Below are 26,568 nucleotides of genomic sequence, written 5' to 3'. Positions count from 1 at the left end.
GCGCTCGGCGCCCGTCCTTCCCCGGTCAGTCGTCGTACTGGACCCTGCCGTCCGCGTGCAGGGTCGGGTGGAGCTTCATGGGGCCGTACTCGTCGAGGTCCGACGGGCGGGGCGGCTCGGGGCCGTCGGGGCCCAGGCGGACCATCCGCTCGACGCGGCAGATCCGGAACAGACGGTCCTCCACACTCGCCTCGTCGGCCCGGCCGGCCGCCCGGAACGCCTCCGCGGCCCGCGCGTACAGGGCCTTCTTGTGCTCGTCGAAGCGGTAGAGCATCGCCCAGACGCGGGCCATCCCCTCGTACAGCGAGCGGCGCGCCTCGTGCGGGGTCGCCGCCAGGGACCCGCACGGGGTCCAGCCCGACCCGTCGCGTTCGGCCACCGAGAAGCCGACGGGCAGCCGCACCACGTCGGGGTGCGTCCGGGCCGCCCACTCGGAGTCCGCGCGCACGTCGGGAGGGAAGCGGTCACCCGAGTACGTGAAGTCGCGCAGGCCCAGCCGGAGGGCGCCCGCCATCGGGCCCTCGTCCCGGTCGAGGTCCAGGACGTATCCCACGTCCGGCGACGGGGCGGCGCCCGGGTCCTCCCACGACGGGCTCACCGGCTCGAGGTCGGTGGGCCGGGGCGGCTCCAGACCCTCGTCGCCGGTCCGGGCGAACTCGTCGCCGCGCACCACCCGGTAGCGCACGCCCAGCGCCTCCACCTCGTCGGCCGGGGCCCGCTCCAGCACGGCCACGGCCGCCAGCAGTTCGCGCCGGACGGCCGGGTCGTCGGTGCCGTCCTTGGCCTTGAACCACAGGTGGGAGTTGAGCCCGTCCCGGGCCTGCTGGGGCATGCCGTCCACCACCGGCTTCAGCAGCCGCCAGCCCGGCGCGGCAGCCGACCGGTCCCGCGCGGCGACGCCGAAGACGGGTCCGCGCAGCGCGATGTGGGGATAGCGCCGTGAGGCCTCGACGGCGTCCGCCTCCGTCACCCAGGCGACGGGGTCGTCACGGCGGACCAGGTCGGCGTGGAGGGCGTCGAGACGTCGCTTCCAGTCATCGCTCATACGCGCATTGTGGTCGCGCGGGAGGGTGACTTCGGAGTGAATGCCGGAAGTGGGCGGGGTACGGAGAGGGGGCGCGAGGGGCGTGCCCCGTCGTGCGGCACCGACGGATGCGCCCTCTCGGCCGCCTGACGTCACCCCCGCGTGTCTCCCGTGAACTCTGCGCTGGTCAGCGATGACTCGACGCGCCAGCCCAGGGACTCGTACAGTGCCCGCCCCTGCGGTGTCGCGCCCAGTACGCCGGTCCGGGCGCCCTGTGCGACCGCCGCGCGGTGCAGGGTCCGCATGACGAGGGCGCCGAGTCCGCGGCGGCGGTGGCCGGGGGAGGTCTCGATCTGGTCGACGACCGCCGTGGCGCCGGTCGGGGCGATCTGCCCGCGCGCGGCCAGGGAGCCGTCCGGGGCGGCGATCATGGTGCGGGTCACGCCGCCGCGCGCCCAGGTGCGGGTCCGGTAGCCGTCGGGGGCGGCGCCGGGCGGGACGTCCGCGAGCGGGGCCGTCATCAGGAAGCCGGGCTCGGGGTCGATCCGCCAGTGCGGCCCCAGCCAGGGCCCGACCACCGCCGGGTCGGCGAACACCTTCAGCCACACGCCGGCCCCCGTCACCGCGCCCGCCACCTTCCGCACGGTCGGCTCCGTCACGGCCTCGTTCGTCGCGCCGAGCACGTGCCGGGTGACGTGACGCGTTCCCGTTCCCACGTCGACGGTCCAGCCCCAGGGCTCGGCCACGGGCGGAGCCGCCCCGCGCGACACGACCCACCCGTCCACCCATGCCTGGACGAAACGATCCATACGAACCCCCGATGACGGCCTGACCAGAAGATGCTGGTAAGAGGTGCGAAACCCGTTGACCTATTACGTCTGACCGTAAGGGCGAAGCCGCCCGCCGGAACAGTCGTGATCGCCCACAGCGAACGGACCGTCCCGTGGGGAACATTCGGAGACTCACGTGCATTGAGTCGGCATAGCTCAACTTGACTGCCTAAGGGGAGATCATGGCATCGACGTCCGCTCCGCTCACCCTGCCCGTGCTGCCGCTCGACGACGAGGTCGTGCTCCCCGGCATGGTGGTTCCGCTGGACCTGAACGACACCGACGTGCGTGCGGCGGTGGAGGCGGCCCAGGCCGCCGCCCGTTCAACGCCCGGTAAGCCCCAGGTACTCCTGGTGCCGCGCATCGACGGGACCTACGCGAGCACCGGTGTGCTCGGCACCGTCGAGCAGGTCGGCCGACTGGCCGACGGCGACCCGGGCGCGCTGATCCGCGGCCGCGGCCGCGTGAAGATCGGCGCCGGTACCACCGGGCCGGGCGCCGCCCTGTGGGTCGAGGGGACGAAGGTCGACCAGACCGTCCCCGAGCCGCTGCCCGGTCAGGTCGCCGAACTCGTCAAGGAGTACAAGGCGCTCGCCACCGCCTGGCTGCGCAAGCGCGCCGCCTGGCAGGTCGTCGACCGCGTGCAGGCCATCGACGACGTCTCCGCGCTCGCCGACAACTCCGGCTACTCGCCGTTCCTGACCACCGAACAGAAGGTGGAGCTCCTGGAGACCGCCGACCCGGTGGCCCGTCTGAAGCTCGCCACCCAGCAGCTGCGCGACCACCTCGCCGAGCAGGACGTGGCCGAGACGATCGCCAAGGACGTCCAGGAGGGCGTCGACAAGCAGCAGCGCGAGTTCCTGCTGCGGCGCCAGCTCGAGGCCGTGCGCAAGGAGCTGCGCGAGCTCAACGGCGAACAGGAGGGCGAGGAGTCCGACGACTACCGCGCCCGCGTCGAGGCCGCCGACCTGCCCGAGAAGGTCCGCGAGGCCGCCCTCAAGGAGGTCGACAAGCTGGAGCGCTCCAGCGACCAGTCGCCCGAGGGCTCCTGGATCCGCACCTGGCTGGACACCGTCCTCGAACTGCCCTGGAACGAGCGGACCGAGGATCGGTACGACATCCAGGGCGCCCGCGCCGTCCTCGACGCCGAGCACGCCGGCCTGGACGACGTGAAGGAGCGGATCACCGAGTACCTCGCGGTGCGCAAGCGGCGCGGCGAGCGCGGCCTCGGTGTCGTGGGCGGGCGGCGCGGCGGCGCCGTGCTCGCGCTCGTCGGTCCGCCCGGCGTCGGCAAGACCAGCCTCGGCGAGTCCGTCGCCCACGCCATGGGCCGCAAGTTCGTGCGCGTCGCTCTCGGCGGCGTCCGCGACGAGGCCGAGATCCGCGGCCACCGCCGTACCTACGTCGGCGCGCTGCCCGGCCGGATCGTGCGGGCGATCAAGGAGGCCGGGTCGCTGAACCCGGTGGTGCTCCTCGACGAGATCGACAAGGTGGGATCCGACTTCCGGGGCGACCCGGCGGCCGCCCTGCTGGAGGTCCTGGACCCGGCGCAGAACCACACCTTCCGCGACCACTACCTGGAGGTCGAGCTCGACCTGTCGGACGTGGTCTTCCTCGCCACCGCCAACGTGCTCGAAGCCATCCCGGAGGCCCTACTCGACCGTATGGAGCTGGTCCGCCTCGACGGCTACACCGAGGACGAGAAGGTCGTCATCGCCCGCGACCACCTGCTCCCGCGCCAGCTGGAGCGGGCGGGCCTGGACAAGGACGAGGTGGCCCTCGACGAGAGCGCGCTGCGCAAGCTCGCCGCCGAGTACACCCGCGAGGCGGGGGTGCGCACCCTGGAGCGGTCCATCGCGCGGCTGCTGCGCAAGGTGGCGGCCCAGCACGAACTGGGCGAGCGGAAGCTGCCGTTCACCATCCGGGACGAGGATCTGCGCGCGCTGATCGGCCGGCCGCACCACGTGCCCGAGTCCGCCCAGGACCCGGCCGAGCGCCGGACCGCCGTGCCCGGTGTCGCGACCGGTCTCGCGGTCACCGGCGCCGGCGGTGACGTCCTCTTCGTCGAGGCGTCGCTGGCCGACCCGGAGACCGGCGCGGCGGGCCTGACCCTGACCGGCCAGCTCGGTGACGTGATGAAGGAGTCGGCGCAGATCGCGCTCAGCTTCCTGCGCAGTCACGGCGCCGAACTGGAGCTGCCGGTGGGCGACCTGAAGGACCGGGGCGTGCACATCCACTTCCCGGCGGGCGCGGTCCCCAAGGACGGCCCGAGCGCCGGCGTCACGATGACGACGGCCCTCGCGTCCCTGCTGTCCGGGCGGCTCGTCCGCACGGACGTGGCGATGACCGGCGAGGTCTCGCTGACCGGCCGGGTCCTGCCGATCGGCGGGGTGAAGCAGAAGCTGCTCGCCGCGCACCGGGCGGGCGTCACGACCGTCGTCATCCCCAAGCGCAACGAGCCCGACCTCGACGACGTCCCCGCGGAGGTGCTGGACAAGCTCGACGTCCACGCCGTCACGGACGTCCGCCAGGTCCTGGAACTGGCGCTCGCGCCCGCCACGAACGGCGCGACGCCGGAGGTTCCGGTCGCGGCGTGACGGACGCGACCGGAAAGGGGAAGGCCCGGGTCCCGTGAGGGAGGCCCGGGCCTTCCCTGTTCCGCCGCGGACCCCCACCCGGGTCCTGGGAAGCGCCGCCGGTCCCCGCCTGCGAAATACTTAAGAGCTGCGCCGATGGCGGCGACCGGCGAGATCAGGGGTGCTGACGTGCACGAGGACACAAACGGCGACGGACGCGACAGCGGGTCCGCCGCGTCGCCGCGCGGTGTGGAGCAGGGCGACCGGGAGTTCCTCTCCCTGGAACGGGAGCTCACGGTGCTGCTGCGCCGCGCCCGCGCCAACCAGGGGGAGATGGCCCGTGAGGTCCACCCGGACCTCGAGTCCGCCGCCTACGGGCTCCTCGTCCGGCTGGAGGAGTGCGGCCGCCAGCGCGCCACGGAACTCGCCGGCTACATCGGCGTCGGCAAGGCCACCATGTCCCGCCAGCTGCGCGCCCTGGAGCAGCTCGGGCTGGTCGCCCGCGAGCCGGACCCGGCGGACGGCCGCGCCTGGCTCGTCGACCTCACCGAGGAGGGCCGCACCCGGGTGCGCCGGGTCCGCGAGGCCCGCCGCGAGCGGTACGTCACCCACTTCTCGGACTGGGACCGCCAGGAGGTCTCGGAGCTGGCCCGGCTGCTCCACCAGCTGAACCGCGGGATGGAGAAGTAGCCGACGGCGACGTGCCCCCGAGGGGGGCGACGGCGCCGTTCACAGCTCCACGCACACCACCGTCGCGTCGTCGTGCGTTTTCGCCCGGCCCAGCAGGGCCCGCCCGGCGTCGTCGTCCGCCCGCTCCAGCGCCCGGACCCGCTCCACCAGCGCCCCGGCGCCCTCCTCGCGGACGAGGGTGAACAGGTCCGTCCAGTCGCCCTCCTGGAAGAGCTCCGTCCAGCGGGTGGCCCCGTCCGACAGCGCGGCCAGCGAACGGACCTGCGCGCGCGGCACGCTCGCGGTGACCGCGCGGCCGGCCACCGCGGGGTCGGCCGCGGCCGTGAAGAACCCGCCCTCCTTGTTGCGGAGCGTGCCGTCGACGACCTCGGCGCTCCGCAGCAGGGCGCGCGGCAGGCGGGCCAGCCGGTCGTCGCGGACCGGGGTGACCGTGCCGTCCGGGGCGGTCAGCAGCAGCGTCGCGTCGCACAGGACCAGGTACTCGACGCTCAGCGGCGACCAACGCGCGAGGACCACGGTGGCCTGCGGGGTACGTGGGTGAGAAAGGTCACAGGTGTCCCCATGGGCCTCGGCGGTGCGCGCGATGGCCTGGGCGAGCGCCTCGACCAGGGGAACATCCGGGAGTGAAACGGTCAGTTCGGTCAGGGCGCCGCCGAGTCGCGCGGTGAACCAGGGGACCGAATGAAGACAGCCCGCGCCGCCCGGCGGGGGCGTCACTCCGTCCAGCAGGACGAGCGAACCCCCCTGTCCGGAGGCGGGAAGTCCGACACTCGCGAAGTCCTCGTTGGGGCGCGCCCGATCGCCGGCCTCCGACACAAGTTCCGTACGCATTCGGCCAGTCTGCACGACCCCTCCACAGCCTTTGCGAAAGGCTGGCATCACTCCCCGAACTTCCGTACCGCCGCAGGTCAGACGCCTGTTTTGGGTAGGAATAAAGCACTCCGGGAAGGCGTGGCGGCGAATACTGTCAAAGCCCGCCGCCCACGTCCAACCGGCCTGCCGTGCAAGGTCGCTGCGCACGCCAGAGGAACTTGCCCGCCAACTCTCCTCCGATGTTCACTCCTTCGGGTGGCGGGGCAAGCGATGCGAGGCCCCTGCCCACCGGCACTGGGAGGGTCGGAAAACCGTACCGGGCGTGCGCGTCAGTTGACGGAGCGTCACATCCGGTCCATGGCACACGAGTCAGGAATGCGAGCACCGGTGCAGAAGACGCGGCCTCGGCGTACAGGCAGGCAGACGGCCTCCGAGGGGGGCGCGGAGCGCACCCCTGTCGGCAAGGGCCGTCCGACCCACGTACGCAACCGGCTGATCGTCGCGGTGGCCGTCGTGGCCGCCGCCGTCGCCGGGGCGGGCGCCCCCTCGATCCTCGCCGCCTCCGGGCAGCTGAAGGACTCCCAGGACCTGGTCACCCTGGCCGAACAGACCCAGGACGCCCTCGCCCTCGCCCAGTCCCTGGCGGACGAGCGCGACGAGGTCACCTCCTACGTGGCGGCCGGCCGGGTGAAGTCCAAGGCGCCCTCCAGCCAGGGCAGCGCCCGGGTGGACCGGCAGACAGGCGAGCTGACCGCCGAGACGGACGTCTCCGCGGCGCTGCGCGAGGCCCTCGCCTCCGTGCCGTCCGTGCGCCAGTCGGCCCTCACCGGCAAGAGCACGGCGCTCCAGGCGCACGAGGCGTACTCCCGGGTCATCGCCGCACTCCATGTGCTCGTCGACCGGCTCGCGGAGGAGACGCCGCCCCGCGCGGGCTCCGGCGCGTACGCCCTCGCCGAGCTCGACACCGTCGTCCAGCAGGCCTCCGCGACCCGGGGACTGCTGCTCGCCGCGCTGAACGTGCCGACGAGCACGGAGACCCGGTACGACCCCGTCACCGGCCGGTCGGTCACCGAGAAGGTCTCCTCGAACGCCGACGCCAAGCAGCGCGACGCGCTCACCGCCGCCGCGCAGCAGGCCCGGCTGCGCTCCGACGCGGCCCTCGCGGACTTCCGGGACGGCGCGCCGCAGGAGGCGGTGGCCTCGTACGACTCCACGGTCACCGGCGGTGACGTCGACACCGCCGAGGCCTACCTCGCCTCCCTCACCGACCAGCCGAAGCTGAGCGACGGCGAACTCGACACCAGCGTCAAGAAGCTCGACGCCGCGCTCTCCGCCCGGGTCGACCTGATGCGCGGGGTCGAGTCCTCGCTGTTCGGCCACCGCGTCGAGGACCTCGCCCAGCTGCGCGACGACGACGTCACCGACCTGGAGCTGCGCGTCACCCTCCTCGGGGCCCTGATGCTGCTGTCGGTCGTCGTCGCCACGGGCCTGGCACGCAGCCTCACCCGCCCGCTGTCCGTCCTGCGCCGGGGATCGGCGCGACTGGCGGAGGCCGAGCACCCGGCGGCGGAGGAACCGGTCCGGTTCACCGGCCGCAACGACGAGTTCGCCCAGGTCGTCCGCTCCGTCAACGCCCTGCACGAGCACGCCGTGGCTCTCCACGAGCGCGTCGGCACCCTGGAGTCCGATCGCAAGCACCTCGTCGGGCAGCGCCAGCGGATGGCCGACGCCCGCGAGGAGCTGCGCTCCGAACTCGCCGACTCCGCCGCCCAGCTGGACGGGCTGCGGGACAGCATCGGCGGCACCTTCGTCAACCTCGCCCTGCGCACCCTCGGCCTCGTCGAACGCCAACTGGCCGTCATCGAGGGGCTGGAGGAGCGCGAGCAGGACCCCGACCGGCTGGCCACCCTCTTCAAGCTCGACCACTTCGCCACGGTCATGCGCCGGCACAGCGAGAACCTGCTGGTCCTGGCCGGCACCGAACACGTCCAGCAGCACGCGGGCCCGATCCCGCTGGTGGACGTGGTCCGCGCGGCGGTCAGCGAGATCGAGCGGTACGAGCGGGTACGCATCTCCGCGCTCCCGCCGCACGCGCACGTGGCGGGATTCGCCGCGGACGACCTCTCCCACCTGCTCGCCGAACTCATGGAGAACGCCACCTCGTTCTCCCCGCCGGACCTGCCCGTCGAGGTCTCCGGCTGGCTCCTGGAGAGCGGCGAGGTCATGCTCTCCGTCCAGGACGAGGGCATCGGCATGACCGAGGACCGGATGAGCAGGCTCAACGCCCGCCTCGCCGAGTTCGACCCCGAGACGCCGTACGACCAGGAGGGCGAGGAGGGTCTCGGCCTCGGCCTGTACGTGGTGGCCCGGCTCGCCCACCGGCACGGGGCGCGGGTGCGGCTGCGCGAGCAGAAGCAGGGCGGGGTGGCGGCGGTCGTCGTCCTGCCGACCGCGCTTCTCGCCGCGGCCCCGGCCGCCGCGATCCCGGTGACGAACCCGGCGGCCACCCCCCAGTCCTTCTCGCTGCCGGGCGCGGACGCGGAGGCCAACTCCAACGTCCTGCCGGGCCGTACGAAGACCGCGGACCCGCTGGTCGCGCTGGCGGAGAGGGCGGTACGACACTCGGAGACCCCGGCCGAGGCGCCCACCCCGGCGCCGGCCCGCCTTCGGTCAGAGACGACGGCCGAGATCCCGGCCGAGATCCCGGCCGAGATCCCGGCCGAGACCACGATGGAACTGCTGCTGCCCGTCCCGCAGGAGGAGAACGCGGGCGGGGCGCAGGAGGCCGACGAGGCGGGGGAGCGGAGCACCGTCGCCGTCCTCGACCTCGACCCGGCGACCGCCGACGGCGAGGACACCCGACACGGCCCACCCGCAGCCGTCGACCACCCCGCCACGGGCGAGGCCGAGGCGGAACACGCCCGCACACCGGACGCCCCCGAAGAGCTCGTCACGGACAAGGGCCTCCCCAAGCGCACCCCCAAGATCACCGCACCCACCCAAGCCCCGCGCCAGCGGACCGGTTCCGTCGACGCGGACGCCCTCCGCCGCCGTCTGGGCGGCTTCCGCCGGGGGGCGGAGGCCGGCTACCGCGATGTGGAAGCCGAGATCGCCGAACGGACGGGCCAGAACCAGGTCCCGTCCCCCGAAGCGGCTCGAAAAACAGCTCAAGAAGCACACGCACACGCCGAAGAAGACACGGGGGGCACAGTCGAGGAGGCAAGCAGTTGACCGCGCCCAGTACCTTCGGACTGAGCAGTGAAGCCCGTAACCTGCACTGGCTGTTGACCAACCTCGTGGAGGAAGTACCCGGCATCCAGTCCGTCGCCGTCGTCTCCTCGGACGGCCTGCTCCTGCTGTCCTCGGACCCCGGCCGCAACCTCGAGGCACGCCAGGCCCGCGAGGCGAAACCCTCCGGTCCACGCGGCTCCGCCGCCGATCTCGCCACCATCGTCTCCGGCATCGGCAGCCTCACCATCGGCGCGGCCAAGCTCATGGCCTTCGGCGGGGTCCGGCACACCATGGTCGCCATGGACGAGGGCAGCCTCTTCGTCATGTCGATCAGCGACGGCTCGCTCCTCGGAGTGCACGGCTCCGCCGACTGCGACATGAGCGTGGTGGCGTACCACATGGCCCTCTTCGTCGGCCGCGCCGGACACGTCCTGACCCCGGAACTCCGCAGCGAGCTACGGCAGTCACTGGAGTCCAAGGCGACGGGAGGCGTCCGATGAGCGCCGTCCCGAGGCAGCCCCAGGGCGACCGGCAGCAACTCCCCGTGCGCGGCGGCGACCGCAAGCCGGCCCGGGTGCGCCCCTACTCGCTCACCGGCGGCCGTACCCGCTTCGGGCACGTCCTGCTGGTGGAGACCTTCGTGGCGGCCCTGGACGCTCCCGAGGAGCGCCGCGAGTTGACGAACGGCTCCCTGAAGGCCACGGTCATGCCGGAGCTGAGGGCCATCGTCGAACTGTGCCGCCGGATGCGCACGGTGGCCGAGATCGCCGCGCTGCTGAAGATGCCGCTCGGCGTGGTCCGGGTGCTCCTCAGCGACCTCGCGGACCAGGGAAAGATCCGTGTGTACGGCACCGGTACCGCTCACGGTACGGGCCGTCCCGACCGCGCTCTGCTGGAAAGGGTGCTGAGTGGACTCCGTCGTCTCTGACGCCGCTCGTGGCGTCTCCCCCTTCGTCGAACCCGAGCCCGACGAGCCCTTGCAGCCCTGGCAGACGGACCGCACCCGTGCCCCCATCGCCACGAAGATCGTGGTGGCGGGCGGGTTCGGCGTCGGCAAGACCACCCTCGTGGGCACCGTCTCGGAGATCGAGCCCCTCCAGACGGAGGCGCTGATGACCGAGGCCAGCGAGGGGACCGACGACCTCACCGGCACCCCGGAGAAGGTCACCACCACGGTCGCCATGGACTACGGCCGGCTGACCCTCGACGACGACCTGGTGCTCTACCTGTTCGGTACGCCGGGACAGCAGCGGTTCTGGTTCATGTGGGACGACCTGGTGCGCGGCGCGATCGGCGCGGTCGTGCTGGCCGACACCCGCCGCCTGAAGGACTGCTTCCCCGCGCTGGACTACTTCGAGAGCTGCGGGCTGCCGTACGTCGTCGCCGTCAACCACTTCGACGGCAGCGAGGCGTTCGAGCCGGCCGACGTGCGGGAGGCGCTGACGATCCCCTCGCACATACCTGTCATGATCATGGATGCGCGGCGCCGGATCTCGGTGATCGAGACCCTCCTGGCCCTGGTGGGCCACGCGCTCGACGAAACCCCCGAGTAAGGCCCTCAAGGAGAGTCCCCCGCATGCGGAAGATACTCGTCGTCGGAGCCGGCCAGTCCGGCCTCCAGCTCGCCCTCGGCCTCCAGTCGCACGGGTACGAGGTCACCCTGATGTCGAACCGGACGGCGGACGAGATCCGCTCCGGCCGGGTCATGTCGACGCAGTGCATGTTCGACACCGCCCTCCAGCACGAGCGCGACCTCCAGCTGAACTTCTGGGAGCAGCAGGCCCCGAAGATCGGCGGGCTCGGCGTCTCGGTGGCGGCCCCCGGTTCGCACGACCCGGGCCCGGCACAGCGCGCGATCGACTGGCTGGGCAGGCTCGACGGGTTCGCGCAGTCCGTCGACCAGCGGGTGAAGATGGCCGGCTGGATGGACACGTTCGCCCAGCGCGGCGGCCAGCTGGTGATCCACGGCGCGGCGGTCTCCGACCTCGACTACTTCTCCCGCGCCTACGACCTGGTCCTGGTCTCCGCGGGCAAGGGCGAGCTCGTCCAGATGTTCGGCCGCGACCCGGAGCGCTCCCCCTACAGCGAGCCGCAGCGCGCCCTCGCCGTCGCCTACGTCCACGGACTGGGCCCGCGCCCGGAGCACCCGGACATGGACGCGGTCCGCTGCAACCTCGTCCCCGGCGTCGGCGAACTGTTCGTCATGCCGACGCTCACCACCTCCGGCCGCGCGGACATCCTGTTCTGGGAGGGCATACCCGGCGGCCCGCTGGACGTCTTCAACGGCGTCAAGGACCCGGCGGAACACCTCTCCCTGACCCTGGAGCTCATGGAGAAGTTCACGCCCTGGGAGTACGCGCGGGCCACCAAGGTCGAACTGACCGACGCCGGCGGCACCCTGGCCGGCCGCTACGCGCCCACCGTCCGCAACCCCGTCGGCCGCCTCCCTGGCGGCGGCCTGGTGCTCGGCGTCGCCGACGTCGTCGTCGCCAACGACCCGATCACCGGTCAGGGCTCCAACTCGGCGTCCAAGTGCGCGGCCGCGTACCTCTCCTCGATCCTCGAGCGCGAGGAGAAGGAGTTCGACGAGGAGTGGATGCGCGCCACCTTCGACCGGTACTGGGACACCGCCCAGCACGTCACCAAGTGGACCAACGCGATGCTGGCCCCGCCGCCGGAGCACATCATCAACCTGCTGGGCGCGGCCGGGCAGCTGCCGCCGGTGGCCGATCGTTTCGCCAACGCGTTCAACGACCCGGCCGACTTCGAGAACTTCTTCTATGAGCCGGAGAAGACCGCGGCCTACCTGGGTTCGGTCGCGGGGGCCTGAACAGAGGCCTCAACGGGGTTCTTGACGGGACTCCGAGGGGGAGCGGGCGGCGCGTCCGGGCGTACGGCTCCGAGGACCGGTTGGGCCGCGATCTCGGTGATCTTGACCTGTTCGCCGGTTCTCGGCGCCTGGACCACCTTGCCCTCGCCCAGATACATCGCGACATGGGTGGCCTCGGGGAAGTAGATCACCAGGTCGCCGGGGCGCAGCTGCGTCAGCGGGATCCTCGGCAGACGCGCCCACTGCTCCTCGCTGGTCCGCGGGATCCGTGTCCCGGCGTGCCCCCAGGCCTCGGACGTCAGGCCCGAGCAGTCGTACGACCTCGGGCCCTCCGCCCCCCATTCGTACGGCTTCCCGATCTGCCGTACGGCGTACCGCACGGCCTTTCGGCCCTCCTTCGACGGCTTGCGGTCCTCGTCGAGCGCGCCGGACGCCATGAGCTTCTCCTGCGCCCGCGCGACGTCGCTGCGCTCCAGTTCGGCGAGGGCGGTGAGCTGTTCGGCGGTGAGGGAGGCGAGGAGTTCCTCGACGTCGTCCAGACGCCGGGTCACGTCGTCGCGCTCCTTCTTCCGGCGTTCCATGAGGGTGAGCTGCTCGTCCAGGGCGGCGCGGGCCTTGCGGGCCAGTGCGTCGGCCAGGCGTTCGCCGCTCGCCAGCCGTCCGACCGTCCCGGCCCGCTCGCGCGCCAACTGGCCGATCAGATGCCCCTGGTCGAGGGCGTGCTGCGGGTCGCGGGCGAGCAGCAGCCGTACGTACGGGGAGATGTCGGTGCTGCCCTGGTACTGCTGGCGGGCCAGCCGTCCGGCCGCGCCCCGGCTCCGGTGCAGGGAGAGCCGGGCCTTCACCAGGTCGGCGTCCAGCCGCCCGGTCTCGGCCCGCCGCCGCTTCAGCTGCTCCTCGGTGGCGTTGAAGGCCTCGGTGGCCCGTTCGGCCTCCTGGTACAGCCGCTGAAGCTCCGTCAGCAGTTCGGCCACGGTCCGCTCTTCGCCGTCCCGGCCGTCCGGGCCGTCCGCCTTGTCCGCCTCGTCCACCGACGGTTCCTCGGGGTCCGGCGTCGCCGACGTCTCGGGTGTCGTCACCGTGCGGGCGCCGGGCTCCGGGGGCTCCGGTGCCGCCACGGCGGGCCCGGGGCCCAGGACGGCCTGTACGGCGAGCGCCACCGTGGCGACCGTACAGGCCGTACGCAGCAGTCTTCCTGACACGCCATCACCTCCGCTGCGGGGTGGCCCCTCCATCCCGTAGGGCGAGCATCAGACGCGCGTGCGCGGCCCGCGCGCTGGAGGTGCGCGGTTCGGCGCAACCGGGTCACTCGTCGGCGTCATCCCGCCGTCCGCCCGGCGTGGCGTCGGGCGCGGTGCCGGGCGCGGTGCCGGTTTCGGCGTCGGGCTTCGACCACGGCCATTTCCGTCCGTTCGGTCCGACGCCCCACTTCCCCGCGCCCCGGTCGCCCTCGGCGGCGAACTCGTACTTCCAGCCCTGGGGCAGTCCGAGCTTCTTGCTGTGGCCGCGCGGCACACGCCGGTAGACCAGGACAGTGGGCGGGCCGCCGGCCGCGTCGGGGACGGGGATGCGGTACGTCTTCGGCGGGTGCCCGGTCGGGCCCAGCAGCACGGGCAGCACCCGGCCGTCCATGGGGCCGCCCTCGAAGGGGGTGTCTTCGCTCTTCACCCCACCAGTGTCGATCAGGTCTCCGCGGCCAGCGCACCCCGGACCAGCTCGTCGGTCTGCGCGTCCCGCGCCGCGGTCACCGTGAGGACGGCGACGAACTGGTCGACGAGCCAGTCCCGCAGCTCACCGGCGGGCGGCTGCTTGTCCTCGTCGAGCCAGATGAGGGAGGCCGCCTCGACCGCGGTGATCCACATCCGGACGGTCATCCGGAGCCGCGGCCCGGGATCGGAGACCCCCAGGTGGCTGTAGATGTGCTCGGCGGCGGCCCGCCGTACGCCGTCCACGATGGCGGTCGTCCGGGACGTCTCGACGACGCTGCCGCCCTGGAGCAGGGCGCTGAAACCGGCGTCGTGGCGGCCGACGAACGACAGATAGCGGTCGAGGGCGCGGGCCAGGCGGGGGAGGGGCGGGCCGTCGCGGGGCTCGTCGAAGCAGTGGTGCAGCTCCTCGGCGGCGGAGCGCAGGGCAGCCTCGTAGAGCTGCTGCTTGCCGCCGGGGAAGTACCGGTAGACGAGCGGCCGGGACACCCCGGCGGCCTCCGCCACGTCGTCCAGCGAGACGTCCTCGGGGACGCGGTGGGCGAAGAGCGAGAGCGCGGCCTCGAGCAGCTGGCTGCGGCGCTCCTCGACGCTGAGGCGACGGTAGGCGGGGGCGGCGGGGGTCATGACGTGCAGCGTAATCGCCCGCCCCCGCCCCGTGCCCGCCACCGGGTCACGCCAGCAGCCCGGACGACCTCCACAGCCGCCGCCCGACGCCCCGCAGGACCCCGATGTCGTCCAGGAAGTCCGTCAGCTTCTTCGATCCCGTCTGCATGACCTCCCGCCGGTGCCCGCTCGCCCGCACCTGCGCCATGGCCTCCCGCTTGTCCAGGCCCACGTTCGGGTAGACGTCCGGGTTCACGAACGCCACGGAGAACACCCGCGCGAACTCGCCCGAGGTGACCCTGGTGAACTCCTGGGACCACTTCGGCGCCGTCACCATCTGGCGGCGCAGCTCCTCACGGGCGTAGCGCACGTGCCGGGCCTCCTCCACGACGTGGATCCGGGTGACGCCCCGGACCAGCGGCTGGACCCGCTCGTCCGGGAAGGTCAGCCGCTGCATCCAGTCGAGGACCTCCTCGCCCAGCAGGGTCGCGGTGAACGAGCCGGGGGTCGTGGAGATCGTCTTGAACAGCCGTCCCAGGTTCTGGTGGGCACGGCTCACCGGGTAGTAGGGCGTCCCGCCCCGGGTGATCAGCCGGGCGAACATCTTCGAGTGCCGGCACTCGTCCTCGATCTCGGTCAGCGCGTACCGCACGTGCGCGCTCGTCGCCGCCTTGTCGTAGATGTGCCGGACCAGCAGCTGCATGAGGATGAGCTCGAACCAGATCCCGAGCGAGGCGAGCGCGGCGGCCTCGTGCTGCGACAGCAGGATCCGCTGCTCCTCGCTCATCCGCCGCCACATCGGCGTGTCGTACAGCGACACCAGCTCCGGCGGCCAGAACCACTTGCCCTCCTCGAAGGGGGCGTCCCAGTCCAGCTCCTTGTCGGGGTCGAAGGAGTGCTTGGCGGAGGACGCGAGCAGCCGCTCGGCCACCTGCTCCCGGTCCTTGAGCAGGCCCAGCGCGTCCCGCAGCCCTTCCAGCGCGTCGGCATCGGTGAGGGTCGTCATGGCCCTTATGAGACTGCCTGTCAGCAAGGCCGTCAATCCCTCGCGCACCATTAATTGATCCGGGGTCCGACCGGGGGGTCTGCGAGAATCGGTGCCTACGAGCCGTAGGGGGAACCGACTTGAGCTCCGCGCACGGAAACGACGCCGGCCGCGCCGCCGCCCGCCGCAGCCTGGAGGGCCTGGCCCTCGGGGACGCGTTCGGGGAACGCTGGTTCCCGCTCTTCCGGGATCCCCGGCAGGCGTACGAGGAGGTCCGCGCCCGCCGGATGCCCGAGGAATCACACTGGCACTGGACCGACGACACGGCGATGGCCCTCGGCCTCATCCGGGTGCTCGACCAGTACGGGGAGGTGCGGCAGCGGGAGCTTGCCCTCGCCTTCGCGCTCGGCTACGACGCCGACCGGGCCCGCGGCTACGGCCACGGCATGCATCAGCTGCTGCCCCGACTGCTCCAGGAACCCGACCGCTGGCCCGAGTTCAGCCGCGAGCTCTTCGGCGGCGAGGGCAGCCTCGGCAACGGGTCCGCGATGCGGGTGGCGCCGCTGGGCGCCTTCTTCCACGCCGATCTCGCCCGGGTCGTCGAACAGGCCACCCGCTCCGCCGAGGTCACCCACGCCCACCCGGAGGGCATCGCGGGGGCGGTCGCCGTGGCGGTGGCGGCGGCGCTCTCGGCCACCGGACGGCTCGGCCTCGCCGAGGTGGCGGCGCTGACCCCGGACAGCGCGACCCGCGAGGGCCTCGCCCGCGCCGCCGAACTTCCCTTCGCCACCGAGCCGTGGAAGGCCGCCGACCTCCTCGGCAACGGTCAGCGCATTCGCGCCGACGACACCGTGCCCTTCGCCGTCTGGTCCGCCGCCCGCCACCCCGACGACCTCGTCGCCGCGCTGTGGACCACCGCCGAGGGCTTCGGCGACGTCGACACCACCTGCGCCGTCACCGGCGGCATCGTGGCCGCCCGCACCGGCGTCGACGCCGTCCCCGCACCGTGGCTGGAGCGCCGGGAACCCCTGCCCGGGAAGGCGGGGCACCGATGACCGCCGCGGTGCGGCCGATCGCCGCCCTCCGGGTGTGCAACTCCGGTAGTGAGCTGCTCGAACTCATCCTCGAGCCGTACGGCAGCGATCACTGGATGCGACCCGGCGAGACCTTCGTGATCTGGACGCTCGGGTGGCCGGGTGACGGGGTGTCCGAGGCGGCCAAAACCTCCGAGGCGTTCGAGGTCGACCACAGGCCGGGGACGGTGACCGTGTACGCCGAGGTGCTGCCCGCCTACGTCGGGGACGAGGGCGGCAACGAGATCGACTGCGGTCACCACAGGCCGCAGCCCGCCGGCCCCTTCCGGCTCAACCTTCCCTAGCCCCTCCCGGCCCCTGCTGGACCGACCGGACCGGGCAGACCGACGGGACCGGGCTAGACCGAGCAGCCCAGGTCCTCCGGTAGCGCGAACGTCATCGGCTCCGCGCCCTGCGCGGGGAAGGCCGTGCGCAGGCCGAAGGCGTACGGGGTCGGGCCGTTCGCGCGCAGGTGGAGGAGGCGGGACTCGGCCTCCGCGACCGTCGGGCGGTGGCCCGCCGGTACCCACCACAGGGCCGTCATCGCCTCCGCCACCCGCTCGAACCACTCCCGGCGGCGCGAGAGCAGCTCGCGGTGCTGCCCCTGGTACATGAACGTGGTCAGGGCGTCGACGTCCCGCCACACCGTCATGTTGATGATCAGCCAGGAATCCCCGAACACCTGGATGTCGGTCGCGTCGCCGCCGTCGGACTGGAGCCGCCAGACATAGCCGTCCGCCGTCTCCGCGGTGGCGTTGACCGGGTCCAGGGCGTCCACGAAGTCCTTCAACTCCGGTGAGTCCAGCGGAAACTTGAGGCGGGAGATGTTGACCTGGGCGAGTTCGAAAGCGGCGGTCTCGTTGACGTTCTCAGCTCTCGTGTCAGTCATGAGCGAACCGTAGGACGCCCCTGTGCGGTCCCGGTACCCCCCGTCTCACGACTTGAGCACCGCCTCCATCACCGCCCGGGCGATCGGCGCCGCCATCCCGCCCCCGGTGATGTCCCCGCGGCGCGCCGACCCGTCCTCGACCACCACCGCGACCGCCACGCTCGGCTCCAAGTCCCGCTCGCCCCGCGCCCAGGAGACGAACCAGGCGTACGGGATCCCGGCGTTGCCGAGACCGTGCTGGGCGGTGCCGGTCTTGCCGCCGACGACCGCGCCGCGGATCGCGGCGTTCGTGCCGGTGCCCTCCCGCACCACGTCCACCATCAGCTCCCGCATCAGCCGCGCCGTCGAGGGGAGCATCGCCTGACGGGACGGGCGGGAGCCGGCCGTGGCGACCGTGGCCCCGCCCTGCCGTGTCGTCCGCTCCACCAGGTACGGCGTGCGCACCTGCCCCCCGTCGGCCACGGCCGCCGACACCATCGCCATCTGGAGCGGGGTCGCCCGGGTGTTGAACTGGCCGATCGAGGACAGCGCCAGCTGCGCCTGGTCGAGCGAGGTGTCGAAGGTGCTCGGCGCGACGGCGAAGGGGATCCGCACGTCCACGTCGTTGAAACCGAACGCCTGCGCCGTCCGGGTCATCTGCGCCAGCCCCGTGTCCACGCCGAGCTTCGCGAACACCGTGTTGCAGGACCACATGAAGGCGTCCCGCAGCGGAGCGTCCTCGCAGCCGGGGCCCTCGTTCGTCAGTCCCGTCGTCGTCCCGGGCAGCCGGTAGGGGGCGGGGGAGTCGGTGGCCGCGTCGAGGTCGGTGATCACCCGCGCGTCCAGTGCCGCCGCCGCGGTCACCACCTTGAACGTCGACCCCGGCGGATACGTCTGGCGCGCCGCCCGGTTCAGCATCGGCTTGTCCGGGTCGCGGTTCAGCCGCGCCCAGGCCCGTTCCGCCGCGGCGTCGTTCCCGGACAGCACGGCGGGGTCGTACGAGGGACTGGACACCAGCGCCAGCACCCGCCCCGTCGACGGCTCCACCGCCGCCACCGCGCCCTTGCGCCCGCCGAGCCCCTCGTACGCGGCCTGCTGGGCCCGGCGGTTCAGGGTCGTCACCACGTTCCCGCCGGCCGGCCTGCCGTGCGTGACGTCGTTCCACAGCGGGAACGGCGAGAGCATCGGATCGGCCCCGGAGAGCACGTCGTCCCCGGCGTGTTCCAGCAGCGTCGTCCCGTACACCTGCGAGGCGAAGCCGGTCACGGGCGCGTACAACGGCCCGTCGCGGTACGTGCGCTCGTAGCGCAGCTGCTCACCGGTGTCCCGGGAGCCGGTCACGGGCGCGCCGTCGACCAGGATGTCGCCGCGCGGCTGGGCGTAACGGGCGATGGCGTCGCGCCGGTTGGCCGGGTTGTCGTCGTACGTGCCGGACTGGACGACCTGGACGCGCAGGGCGTTGACCAGGAGCGCCACCAGCAGCAGGGCGCAGAAGGCGGCGGCGTGCCGGATGTGCCGGGTCAACCGGACCTCCGTGGGTCCTCGTCGTGGAGTGGGGCGTGGGATGGGGTGTGGGGTGAGGTGTGGAGCGGGTCGTGGAGGGGGGTGTGGGGTGTGGGGCGCGGTGCGTCGTGCGGTGCGTGCCGCGGCCGTCTCGCGGAGTCGCTCACCCGGATCAGCAGCGCCACGATCGCCCAGTTGGTGACGACCGAGGAGCCGCCCTGCGCCAGGAACGGCATCGCCATGCCGGTCAGCGGGATCAGCCCGGTCACCCCGCCCGCGATCACGAACACCTGGAGCGCCACGATCGAGGCGAGCCCGGTCGCCAGCAGCCGGCCGAAGGGGTCGCGCAGGGACAGGCCCGCCCGGTAGCCGCGCTCCACCAGCAGGCCGTAGAGGAGGAAGAGGGCCGAGAGGCCCACCAGGCCCAGTTCCTCGCCCGCCGTCGCCAGGATGAAGTCCGACTTCGCGGCGAAGCCGATGAGGACGGAGTGCCCGAGGCCGAGCCCGGTGCCCGACATCCCGCCGGCCGCGAAGGAGAACAGCGACTGCGCGAGCTGGTTGGGGCCCTCACCGGCCTCGATCGTCGCGAACGGGTGCAGCCAGTCCTCGACCCTGCTGTGCACGTGCGGCTCCAGGCGGCCGACGGCGACCGCGCCGAGCGAGGCGAGCAGCAGCCCGACGGCGATCCAGCCGGTGCGGCCGGTGGCGACGTAGAGCATGACCACGAACAGCCCGAAGAAGAGCAGCGAGGTGCCGAGATCCCGCTCCAGCACCAGCACCCCGACGCTCAGCAGCCAGATCGTGACGATCGGACCGAGGACGCGCCCGGTGGGCAGCTGTAGCCGTTCGAAGCGCCAGATCTTCCGGCCCGCGTACGCCAGCGCCGTGCGGTTGGCCGCCAGGTACGCGGCGAAGAACACCGCCAGCAGCACCTTCGCGAACTCGCCCGGCTGGATGGAGAACCCGGCGATCCGGATCCAGATACGGGCGCCGTTCACGGCCGGGAAGAGGATCGGCAGCGCGAGCAGGGCGAGCGCGGCGACCACACAGAGGTACGCGTACCGCTGGAGGATGCGGTGGTCGCGCAGCGCGGCCACGACCATGATGAACAGGGCCACCCCGAGCGTGGACCACACCAGTTGGGTGGGCGCCGCCCGGTCGCCCGGCGTCTCCAGGTCGAGCCGGTAGATCAGCACCAGGCCCATCCCGTTGAGCAGTACCGCGATGGGGAGGAGCAGCGGGTCGGCGCAGGGGGCGCGCAGCCGCACCGCGAGGTGCGCCAGCAGTGCGAGCACGCCGAGCCCGGCGCCGTAACCGGCGGCGCCGGGCGGGACGGTGCCGTCCTTCGCGAGGCCGACGGCGCAGTAGCCGTACACGGAGAGCAGCACGGCCAGGACGATGAGGGAGAGTTCGACGCCACGGCGGCGGGGGAGGAGCGCCGTGGGGGCGGGCGCGTCGGCCGCCGCCACGGTGGTTCCGGCACTGGTGGTTCCGGCACCAGTGGTTCCGGCACCGGTGCCCGCTCCAGCCCCTGCTTCCACTCCTGCTTCCGCTTCCGCTCCCGCTTCGGCCCCTGCTCCCGCCCCCGCTCCCGTCCCTGCTCCGACTCCGGCTTTCGTCATGTCCGGAACTTACCTAAATAAGGCTTCTTGTGAGCCTTGGATGCTTTCGTGTCAGGGCCGGATCAGCACCAGCGCGGTGTCGTCCCGATGGTGTCGATGTAGCGCGCCGAGCCCCAGGCCCAAGTGCCGTCCGTGAGCAGGTACCAGACGGAGTTGCCCTGGACGTTCTGGCCGGGGGTCCTGCAGAAGATCGAGACGATCTCGCCGCGATGGGCCACACGGATCACCTGGCTGGCTCGGGTGGGCGCGCTGCGCAGGAGCAGTTCCCTCGCGGTGACGCGCCCGCGGTAGCGGCGGGAGTCGTTGTAGTTGTCGTTGCCGGACTGCCAGTCACCCCCGCCGGACTGCCAGTTGCCGTCACCCCCGCCGGACTGCTGCCAGTTGCCTCCACCGGACTGCCAGTCGCTCCCACCGGACTGCCAGCCGCCGTTCTGGTTGCCCTGGCTGCTCTGACCGGCTTGATTGCCCTGACCGGTCTGATTGCCCTGACCGGTCTGATTGCCCTGACCGTTCTGGTTGCCTTGGCCGCCGCCTTGGTTCTGATTGCCCAGACCGCTGCCTTGGTTGCCTTGGCCTCCGCCCTGGTTCTGGTTGCCCTGGCCGCCACCCTGGTTCTGGTTCCCCTGGCCGCCGCCTTGGTTGCCCTGGCCGCCGCCATGGTTGCCTTGGCCCCCGCCTTGGTTGCCCTGGCCGCCGCCCTGGTTCTGGTTGCCTTGGCCGCCTCCGCCCCCTTGGTTCTGGTTCCCCAGGCCGCCGCCTTGGTTCTGGTTGCCTTGGCCCCCGCCTTGGTTGCCCTGGCCCCCGCCTTGGTTCTGGTTGCCCTGGCCGCCACCCTGGTTCTGGTTCCCCAGGCCGCCGCCTTGGTTGCCCTGGCCGCCGCCCTGGTTCTGGTTGCCTTGGCCGCCTCCGCCCCCCTGGTTCTGGTCCCCCTGGAAGTCGTCGCCGCCCTGGTTCTCCCAGTCGGACGAGCCGTCGTCCTGGGTGGTGAGACCGTCGCTGTCCCAGTCGTCGGCGAGTGCCGGGGCGACGGCCGCGGTGGCGGCGAGGGCGCCGGCTGCGGTGAGTATGGCGATGCGGGTGAGAGCGGTGCGCAGGGGCATGGCGATATACCTCCATGAAGAGGGTGAAGCTGACTAATCGCCACATTAGGATCGGTTCGCGCGTGTCGCCCGTCACGCTGCGCCATCGGGGAGGCCGCTCCCGGCAGGAGGCGTCTGAGGGAGCGTCAGTGTCGCCACCGCACCGCCGTCCGGCGCGTTGGCGAACGTCAGTCGAGCGCCCAGCACCTCCGCCTGTCCGACCGCGATGGTCAACCCGAGCCCGTGCCCCTTGGCCCCGCCCTCGGTACGGAACCGCTGCGGCCCGTGCGTGACGAGGTACTCCGGATAGCCGTCCCCGTGGTCCCGCACGGTGACGACGGGACCGTCCACCGTCAGGACGACGGGCGACCGCCCGTGCCGGTGCGCGTTGGCCAGCAGGTTCCCCAGCACCCGTTCGAGGCGGCGCCGGTCGGTCTCCACGCGCGCGTCCCGGACCACCGTCACCTCGGTGCCGGTGGCCGAGGCCCCGGAGGCGTCCGAAGCCTCCGCCGTCCGCACCACCCGGGCCGCCAGCGCGCCCAGCTCCTCGGCGTCCGACTCCAGCTTCTCCCGCCCGGTGTCCAGGCGGGAGATCTCCAGCAGGTCCTCCGTCAGCGTGCGGAGCGCCGCCACCCGGTCGCGGACCAGCTCCGTCGGCCGTCCCGGCGGCAGCAGTTCCGCCGCCGCGTGCAGCCCGGTCAGCGGCGTGCGCAGCTCGTGCGCCACGTCGGCGGTGAACCGCTGCTCGCTCAACAGCTTGCCCTGGAGCGAGGACGCCATGGAGTCCAGCGCGACGGCGACGGCCCCCACCTCGTCCTGCGGCCGGCCCGGTTCCTTCGTACGGGGGTCGTCCACGCGCGCGTCCAGGTCGCCGGCGGTGATCCGCCGGGCCACCTGCGCGGTGGTGTGCAGTCGGCGGGTCACCCGGGTGACCGCGACCGCGCCGACCAGCAGCGTCGCGCCGATGGCCAGGACCGACGACCACAGGATCGCGGTGTCGAGGGCCTCGATGGTGCGGGCGCTCTGCGAGTAGTCGACCGGGACCGCGAGGGCTCGCGCACCGTCGGCGGGGCCGGCCGCCCACATCGTCGGGCGCCCCTGGTGGTCGGCGACCATCGTGCCGCGCTCGCCGGCCAGGGCCAGCGTCCGCAGCGACCCGGGCAGCCCCGGCGGGTCGAGGCTCGCGCCCCACCCGAGGGTGTCCCCGGCCTCGAACGCCGCCGTCGCGTCCTTCAGTCGGGAGAGTGCCAGGTCACGGGCCTGACCGACGGTCTGGTTCGTCACCGAGACGTGCACCAGCACACCGAGCAGGGCGGCCAGCGCACAGCACATCACGGTGATGAAGACGGCGGCCTTCACGGCGAGCGTGCCGGCCCACGAGGGAAACGCGAGCCTCATCGGCCGCTCGCCGACGCGGAAGAGGAGCCGGAAGCGGAGGCGGGGGCGGAAGGGGTGACGGTCGGGGTCGGGGTGGGGGGCGTGGAGGGCCGGGGTGGCTGCTTCCGGCCTTCCGGGCCCCCGGTGCGCAGCATCTCGTCGTGGGTGAGCAGCATCGCCCGCTGCTGCTGGTCCCAGGTCCACTGGAGGCGGTACTCGTAGCCCGCGACCTCCGAGGGGGCTCGGATGATCACGGACCGGCCGGCCAGTTCGACCCCGCTCACGGCGTCCTCGTAGGCCATGACCTGCACGACTCTGTCCTTGCGCGCGGTGTAGACGCGGACGGCGGTCAGATTGCCGGGCAGCTGCCGGAAGCCCAGCGTCAGGTCGGCGTGGCCGTCGCCGGTGAGGTCCCGGTAGTACGCCTCGAGCACGGGACACCGGCTCCCCGCCGCCCCGCTCCTGCCGCAGTCGGCCATCCGGCGGGCCGTCTCGTCGTAGGCCCCCTTGCCGTAGTCGCCCGGGTGCGCGGCGATCTCCGCGCGGACGACCGCCACCGGGTCCACCTTGCGGATGTCGCCGCCGGGCACCGTGACGCCCTTCACCACCGCGGTGTCCACCTCGCCGATGTCGAAGGCCGGACTGGAGGCGGGGGTCAGATCCGGCCAGAGCTTGTCCGGGCTGATCGCGGTCGGTGTCGCCCCTGCGCCCTGAAGCTCACCCGCGTCATCGCACCCCACGGCGACCGTGGCCAGCAGGGCGACGGTAACGGCGGCGAGCGCACGCCGAGCGGGACGGGAAGGACGGAAAGGGCGGGAGGGGCGTGAGAGGCGGGAAGGGCGGGAGGGGCGACGGCGGGGCACGGGACTCCTGTGACTCCTCTTGGGATACGACGGTGTCAGGCCCGTACACCTTATTCGTATGGAAGTCCGTTTTGCGTACTGGTGGGCCGGGGGTGGGGATGCCCTGGAGGTGTCGGGGTTCTGACCATGGCGAAACGATTATTCGGCCAGTTCCTCCAGGAGCCTGGCCGTCGGCAGCCCCGCCCGCAGGTACTCCACGAACAACTCGTTGTGCAGGGCCCACGGAGAGCGCCGCGACCGTATCAGCCGGATCGCCTCCTCGGCCGAGTGCCCCCGGCGCACCAACGTGTGGGCGATGACCAGGCCCGAGCGGTTGTAACCGCTGTAGCAGCGGACGAGGACCGTCCGGCCGTCGTCCATCGCGTCCCCCGCGGCCCGCGCCAGCCGAATCACCCCGGCGAGCTGGGTCCCGTCCAGCGGACCATCGGGAATCGGCCACACGTGGTGCTGCACCCCGGGATCGGGCCCATGTCCCTGCCGGGCCCGGGTCAACGTCTGGACGAGGTCGAACTCGCCCCGCACCACGGCGAGTTCCAGTTCCCCGGAGCGGCCCCGGAACTCGTGCCCGCCCATCCACAGGCCGGGCACGATCTCGCTCCACGGACGGTCCGGAGGCGGTACGTCGAGTTGCTTCCTGCGGGTCCGCAACGGCGCCTCCCCGAACACGCTGCCCAGTCCCTGCCCAACTCCCCTCGAACGTAACCGCCTTCTTGCCCCCGGAGCGTCCCGCCTGTTCCCATGGTCGTGGGGTGATGGTGCATGAACGGACTGCGCGTCATACCGACCTGGCGGCATGGCCAGGAGCGGCTCTACGTATGTCTCACGGACGGCAGGAACATCGCCTGGTACGACCGTGAGGCGGCCAGGATCAACCTGATCGGGGAGAACCGCAGAGAGGACGTCCTGGAGGCCCTCGGCCCCTTCATCACCGGCCCGGTCACGGTCGGCCCGCCGCCCGTCCCCACACCCGCGGAGCTGGCCAGGCTCTCCCTCCACCCGGACGACGACCTGGCCCCCAACCGCCCCGGCGAGGCCCTCCTGATCGACCTGGACCGCGACCCGGGCCCCGCCCACCGACTCCGGGCCGACCCGCGCCGCCGCGCGCTGGAGGCCGAGCAGACCGTCGGCGTGGCCCTGGACCGGCTCGACGGCGCCGGCTGGCACACCCTGCACTCCCTGCCCCTCCCCGGCGGGGACCGCGTCCACCACCTGGCCATCGGCCCGGCCGGCCTGTTCGCGATCCACACGCTGTACGCCCGTAAGCAGCGGGTCCGGATCTCCGACCCCCTGGTCGGCCTGGGCCGCCGGGACCCGGAGCCGCTTCTGCGCCGGGTGCGCGCCGACGCCGACCGCGCGTCCCACGCCCTGACGGCCGAGGTCCGCCCCGTACTGGCCCTGGTCGGCCCGACGGACGTCTCGGTCACCGTCCCCCCGCGCGAGGTCCGCGTCCTGACCGACACCGACCTCGCCGCCCTGACCCGGCTCGGCGGCGTACTGAAGCCGGCCGACGTGGAAGCCCTGCACGCGATGGCCCGCGACCGGGGGGCATGGACGAGGGTCTGACGCGCAGCCCGTCCAGCGCGCTGCCCAGCGGGTCCGGCCCTTGAGGACGAGGCCGTGATGGACAGCCGGTCCGTCCGCTTGAGGACGAGGCCGCGTCGCACAGCCGGTCCGGCGCTTGAGGACGAGGCCGCGTCGCACAGCCGGTCCGGCGCTTGAGGACGAGGCCGTGTTGTACAGCCGGTCCGGCCCTTGAGGACGAGGATGCGTCGTACAGCCGGTCCGGCGCTTGAGGACGAGGCCGTTCAGGCCGAAACGGGGGTCCAGGGGGCGGAGCCCCCTGAGGGGGTCGAAGGGGCAGCGCCCCTGGTGAGGATGGGACGGGTAGGGGCGGCGGGGGCGAGAGAATCGCGCGGGCCCGAGAGGAAGGGGCGGGCCCGAGAGGAAGGGGCGGGCCCGAGAAGAAGGGGCGGGAGAAGAAGGAACGGGCCCGAAGGCCAGATCAGGGCACCGCCCCCGCCCGCCCGGCATCGAGCAGCGGCGCCAGCAGATCCCCGAAGTCCTGAACCCGCGGAGCGATGTCGGACGCCGAGAACGTGAGCGTCCCCGCGGACCGACACTCCTCGACCTCCTCCCAGGTGACCGGCGCCGACACGGTCGGCTCGGCCCGCGCCCGCAAGGTGTACGGCGTCGCGGTCGTCTTCCGCGCCGCGTTCTGGCTCCAGTCCACGAACACCTTCCCCGGCCGCAGACTCCGCGTCATCCGGTGCAGAACCAGCCGGGGCATCGCCCGCTCCGCCTCCACGGCCAGCTGCTTCGCGTACTCCGTGACCCGTTCGGAGGAGGCCCCCCGCACCGCCGCCAGCAGATGCAGACCCTTCGACCCGGACGTCTTCGCCAACGCCTCGATCCCGTCCGCCGCGAGCCGCTCCCGCAGCCACACCGCGACCTCGCAGCACTCGACGACGGTCGCGGGCACGCCGGGATCGAGGTCGAGGACGAGCCGGTCGGCGGTCTCGGGATCCTGGATCACCCACTGGGGCGTATGGAACTCCGTGACGAGGTTCGCCGCCCAGACCAGGGTCGGCAGATCCTGCACGACCACCATCCGGGCGGGCCCCTCCGACCGGGGCACCTCGGCGGTGGTGACCCATTCGGGCGTCCCCGGCGGCACGTTCTTCGCGAAGAAGATCTGCCCGTCGGGCCCGTCCGGGTAGCGCAGGAAGGACAGCGGCCGGTCGCGCAGATGGGGGAGCAGGGCGTCGGCGACGGTCGCGTAGTAGTGCAGTACCTCGCCCTTGGTGAAGCCGGTCGCCGGATACAGCACCTTCTCCAGATTGCTGAGCGCGAGCCGTCTCCCCTCCACCTCAGTGATCGGCGTCATACGATGAG

General features: G+C 72.7%; 25 protein-coding genes. 10 read left to right on the top strand and 15 right to left on the bottom strand.

From position 1 onward, the window contains the following. Positions 1-25: 25 nt before the first annotated feature. Together ACIRPU_RS26335 and ACIRPU_RS26330 are read right to left on the bottom strand one after the other, a co-directional pair. On the bottom strand, positions 26-1,045 hold the full coding sequence (locus tag ACIRPU_RS26335) for a DUF5954 family protein (protein WP_403871577.1): 1,020 nt from the start codon (positions 1,043-1,045) through the stop codon (positions 26-28). 131 nt (positions 1,046-1,176) lie between these two features. Further along, entirely contained in the window at positions 1,177-1,833 is a 657-nt protein-coding gene (locus ACIRPU_RS26330) for a GNAT family N-acetyltransferase (protein WP_403871575.1), read from the bottom strand. A gap of 203 nt (positions 1,834-2,036) precedes the next feature. Between ACIRPU_RS26330 and lon the strand changes: the two genes are divergently transcribed. Then, positions 2,037-4,451 carry an endopeptidase La gene (gene lon / locus ACIRPU_RS26325; protein ID WP_403871573.1) on the top strand — a complete coding sequence of 805 codons (2,415 nt, stop codon included), beginning with the start codon at positions 2,037-2,039 and terminating at the stop codon, positions 4,449-4,451. A 168-nt stretch (positions 4,452-4,619) separates the two neighbouring features. Beyond that, the gene (locus ACIRPU_RS26320; RefSeq protein ID WP_355704065.1) at positions 4,620-5,120 is read left to right on the top strand and encodes a MarR family transcriptional regulator; all 501 of its coding nucleotides are present in this window, start codon (positions 4,620-4,622) and stop codon (positions 5,118-5,120) included. Positions 5,121-5,159: 39 nt separating this feature from the next. On the opposite strand, the gene ACIRPU_RS26315 is transcribed toward ACIRPU_RS26320, so the two are convergent. After that, positions 5,160-5,951 (bottom strand): hypothetical protein, encoded by a 792-nt coding sequence (locus ACIRPU_RS26315; protein ID WP_403871571.1) that lies wholly within the window; start codon positions 5,949-5,951, stop codon positions 5,160-5,162. 369 nt (positions 5,952-6,320) lie between these two features. On the opposite strand from ACIRPU_RS26315, the gene ACIRPU_RS26310 reads away from it, so the two are divergent. The 5 genes from ACIRPU_RS26310 to ACIRPU_RS26290 are packed head-to-tail and all read left to right on the top strand — an operon-like array spanning position 6,321 to position 11,994. After that, entirely contained in the window at positions 6,321-9,164 is a 2,844-nt protein-coding gene (locus ACIRPU_RS26310; protein ID WP_403871569.1) for a nitrate- and nitrite sensing domain-containing protein, read from the top strand. Next, positions 9,161-9,664: a roadblock/LC7 domain-containing protein gene (locus tag ACIRPU_RS26305; RefSeq protein WP_355704068.1), complete on the top strand. Its 504-nt coding sequence runs from the start codon at positions 9,161-9,163 to the stop codon at positions 9,662-9,664. The genes ACIRPU_RS26310 and ACIRPU_RS26305 overlap by 4 nt, the downstream gene beginning before the upstream one ends. Further along, on the top strand, positions 9,661-10,092 hold the full coding sequence (locus ACIRPU_RS26300) for a DUF742 domain-containing protein (RefSeq protein ID WP_355704069.1): 432 nt from the start codon (positions 9,661-9,663) through the stop codon (positions 10,090-10,092). Before ACIRPU_RS26305 ends, ACIRPU_RS26300 begins: the two co-directional genes overlap by 4 nt. Continuing rightward, positions 10,073-10,717, top strand: a complete 645-nt coding sequence (locus ACIRPU_RS26295; RefSeq protein ID WP_355704070.1) for an ATP/GTP-binding protein — start codon at positions 10,073-10,075, stop codon at positions 10,715-10,717. The genes ACIRPU_RS26300 and ACIRPU_RS26295 overlap by 20 nt, the downstream gene beginning before the upstream one ends. A 23-nt stretch (positions 10,718-10,740) precedes the next feature. Further along, entirely contained in the window at positions 10,741-11,994 is a 1,254-nt protein-coding gene (locus ACIRPU_RS26290; RefSeq protein WP_403871566.1) for a styrene monooxygenase/indole monooxygenase family protein, read from the top strand. On the opposite strand, the gene ACIRPU_RS26285 is transcribed toward ACIRPU_RS26290, so the two are convergent. The 4 genes from ACIRPU_RS26285 to ACIRPU_RS26270 form a co-directional block, all read right to left on the bottom strand. Next, positions 11,967-13,196 carry an NlpC/P60 family protein gene (locus ACIRPU_RS26285; protein ID WP_403871564.1) on the bottom strand — a complete coding sequence of 410 codons (1,230 nt, stop codon included), beginning with the start codon at positions 13,194-13,196 and terminating at the stop codon, positions 11,967-11,969. The genes ACIRPU_RS26290 and ACIRPU_RS26285 overlap by 28 nt on opposite strands. 103 nt (positions 13,197-13,299) lie before the next feature. After that, on the bottom strand, positions 13,300-13,662 hold the full coding sequence (locus ACIRPU_RS26280) for a hypothetical protein (protein ID WP_403871562.1): 363 nt from the start codon (positions 13,660-13,662) through the stop codon (positions 13,300-13,302). Between the two features lie 14 nt (positions 13,663-13,676). Next, a complete protein-coding gene (locus tag ACIRPU_RS26275) occupies positions 13,677-14,327 on the bottom strand; it encodes a TetR/AcrR family transcriptional regulator (protein ID WP_384123685.1) in 651 nt (216 codons plus the stop codon). Positions 14,328-14,373: 46 nt separating this feature from the next. Next, positions 14,374-15,312, bottom strand: coding sequence for a diiron oxygenase (locus ACIRPU_RS26270; RefSeq protein WP_403871560.1), 939 nt, complete (start codon positions 15,310-15,312; stop codon positions 14,374-14,376). Positions 15,313-15,431: 119 nt separating this feature from the next. On the opposite strand from ACIRPU_RS26270, the gene ACIRPU_RS26265 reads away from it, so the two are divergent. Together ACIRPU_RS26265 and ACIRPU_RS26260 are read left to right on the top strand one after the other, a co-directional pair. Beyond that, positions 15,432-16,346: an ADP-ribosylglycohydrolase family protein gene (locus tag ACIRPU_RS26265; protein ID WP_403871558.1), complete on the top strand. Its 915-nt coding sequence runs from the start codon at positions 15,432-15,434 to the stop codon at positions 16,344-16,346. After that, positions 16,343-16,669 (top strand): hypothetical protein, encoded by a 327-nt coding sequence (locus ACIRPU_RS26260; protein ID WP_403871556.1) that lies wholly within the window; start codon positions 16,343-16,345, stop codon positions 16,667-16,669. The genes ACIRPU_RS26265 and ACIRPU_RS26260 overlap by 4 nt, the downstream gene beginning before the upstream one ends. Positions 16,670-16,722: 53 nt before the next feature. Here ACIRPU_RS26260 and ACIRPU_RS26255 read toward each other — a convergent pair whose 3' ends face one another. The 7 genes from ACIRPU_RS26255 to ACIRPU_RS26225 all read right to left on the bottom strand — a co-directional run bounded on the left by ACIRPU_RS26255 (position 16,723) and on the right by ACIRPU_RS26225 (position 24,324). Further along, complete coding sequence (locus ACIRPU_RS26255; protein ID WP_403871554.1) at positions 16,723-17,253, bottom strand: DUF3291 domain-containing protein; 531 nt, start codon at positions 17,251-17,253, stop codon at positions 16,723-16,725. A 45-nt stretch (positions 17,254-17,298) separates the two neighbouring features. After that, positions 17,299-18,756 (bottom strand): peptidoglycan D,D-transpeptidase FtsI family protein, encoded by a 1,458-nt coding sequence (locus ACIRPU_RS26250; RefSeq protein ID WP_403871552.1) that lies wholly within the window; start codon positions 18,754-18,756, stop codon positions 17,299-17,301. Then, positions 18,753-20,204 carry an FtsW/RodA/SpoVE family cell cycle protein gene (locus ACIRPU_RS26245; protein ID WP_403871550.1) on the bottom strand — a complete coding sequence of 484 codons (1,452 nt, stop codon included), beginning with the start codon at positions 20,202-20,204 and terminating at the stop codon, positions 18,753-18,755. The genes ACIRPU_RS26250 and ACIRPU_RS26245 overlap by 4 nt, the downstream gene beginning before the upstream one ends. Before the next feature lie 215 nt (positions 20,205-20,419). Continuing rightward, the gene (locus ACIRPU_RS26240; RefSeq protein WP_403871548.1) at positions 20,420-21,457 is read right to left on the bottom strand and encodes an SH3 domain-containing protein; all 1,038 of its coding nucleotides are present in this window, start codon (positions 21,455-21,457) and stop codon (positions 20,420-20,422) included. A 72-nt stretch (positions 21,458-21,529) separates the two neighbouring features. Further along, complete coding sequence (locus ACIRPU_RS26235; RefSeq protein WP_403871546.1) at positions 21,530-22,834, bottom strand: ATP-binding protein; 1,305 nt, start codon at positions 22,832-22,834, stop codon at positions 21,530-21,532. Then, positions 22,831-23,571, bottom strand: a complete 741-nt coding sequence (locus ACIRPU_RS26230) for a hypothetical protein (RefSeq protein ID WP_403871728.1) — start codon at positions 23,569-23,571, stop codon at positions 22,831-22,833. Before ACIRPU_RS26230 ends, ACIRPU_RS26235 begins: the two co-directional genes overlap by 4 nt. A 243-nt stretch (positions 23,572-23,814) precedes the next feature. After that, positions 23,815-24,324 carry a dual specificity protein phosphatase family protein gene (locus ACIRPU_RS26225; protein WP_384123137.1) on the bottom strand — a complete coding sequence of 170 codons (510 nt, stop codon included), beginning with the start codon at positions 24,322-24,324 and terminating at the stop codon, positions 23,815-23,817. A gap of 111 nt (positions 24,325-24,435) precedes the next feature. Here ACIRPU_RS26225 and ACIRPU_RS26220 point away from each other — a divergent pair, with 111 nt between their 5' ends. Further along, on the top strand, positions 24,436-25,239 hold the full coding sequence (locus ACIRPU_RS26220; RefSeq protein WP_403871543.1) for a nuclease-related domain-containing protein: 804 nt from the start codon (positions 24,436-24,438) through the stop codon (positions 25,237-25,239). Positions 25,240-25,678: 439 nt separating this feature from the next. On the opposite strand, the gene ligD is transcribed toward ACIRPU_RS26220, so the two are convergent. Then, complete coding sequence (ligD, locus tag ACIRPU_RS26215; RefSeq protein WP_403871541.1) at positions 25,679-26,560, bottom strand: non-homologous end-joining DNA ligase; 882 nt, start codon at positions 26,558-26,560, stop codon at positions 25,679-25,681. Positions 26,561-26,568 lie beyond the last annotated feature (8 nt).

Source organism: Streptomyces sp. NPDC102259 (genome assembly GCF_044766465.1).
GTDB lineage: Bacteria > Actinomycetota > Actinomycetes > Streptomycetales > Streptomycetaceae > Streptomyces.
Note: the sequence above shows the minus strand (reverse complement) of the source record. Positions and strands in the feature narration are given on the sequence as shown.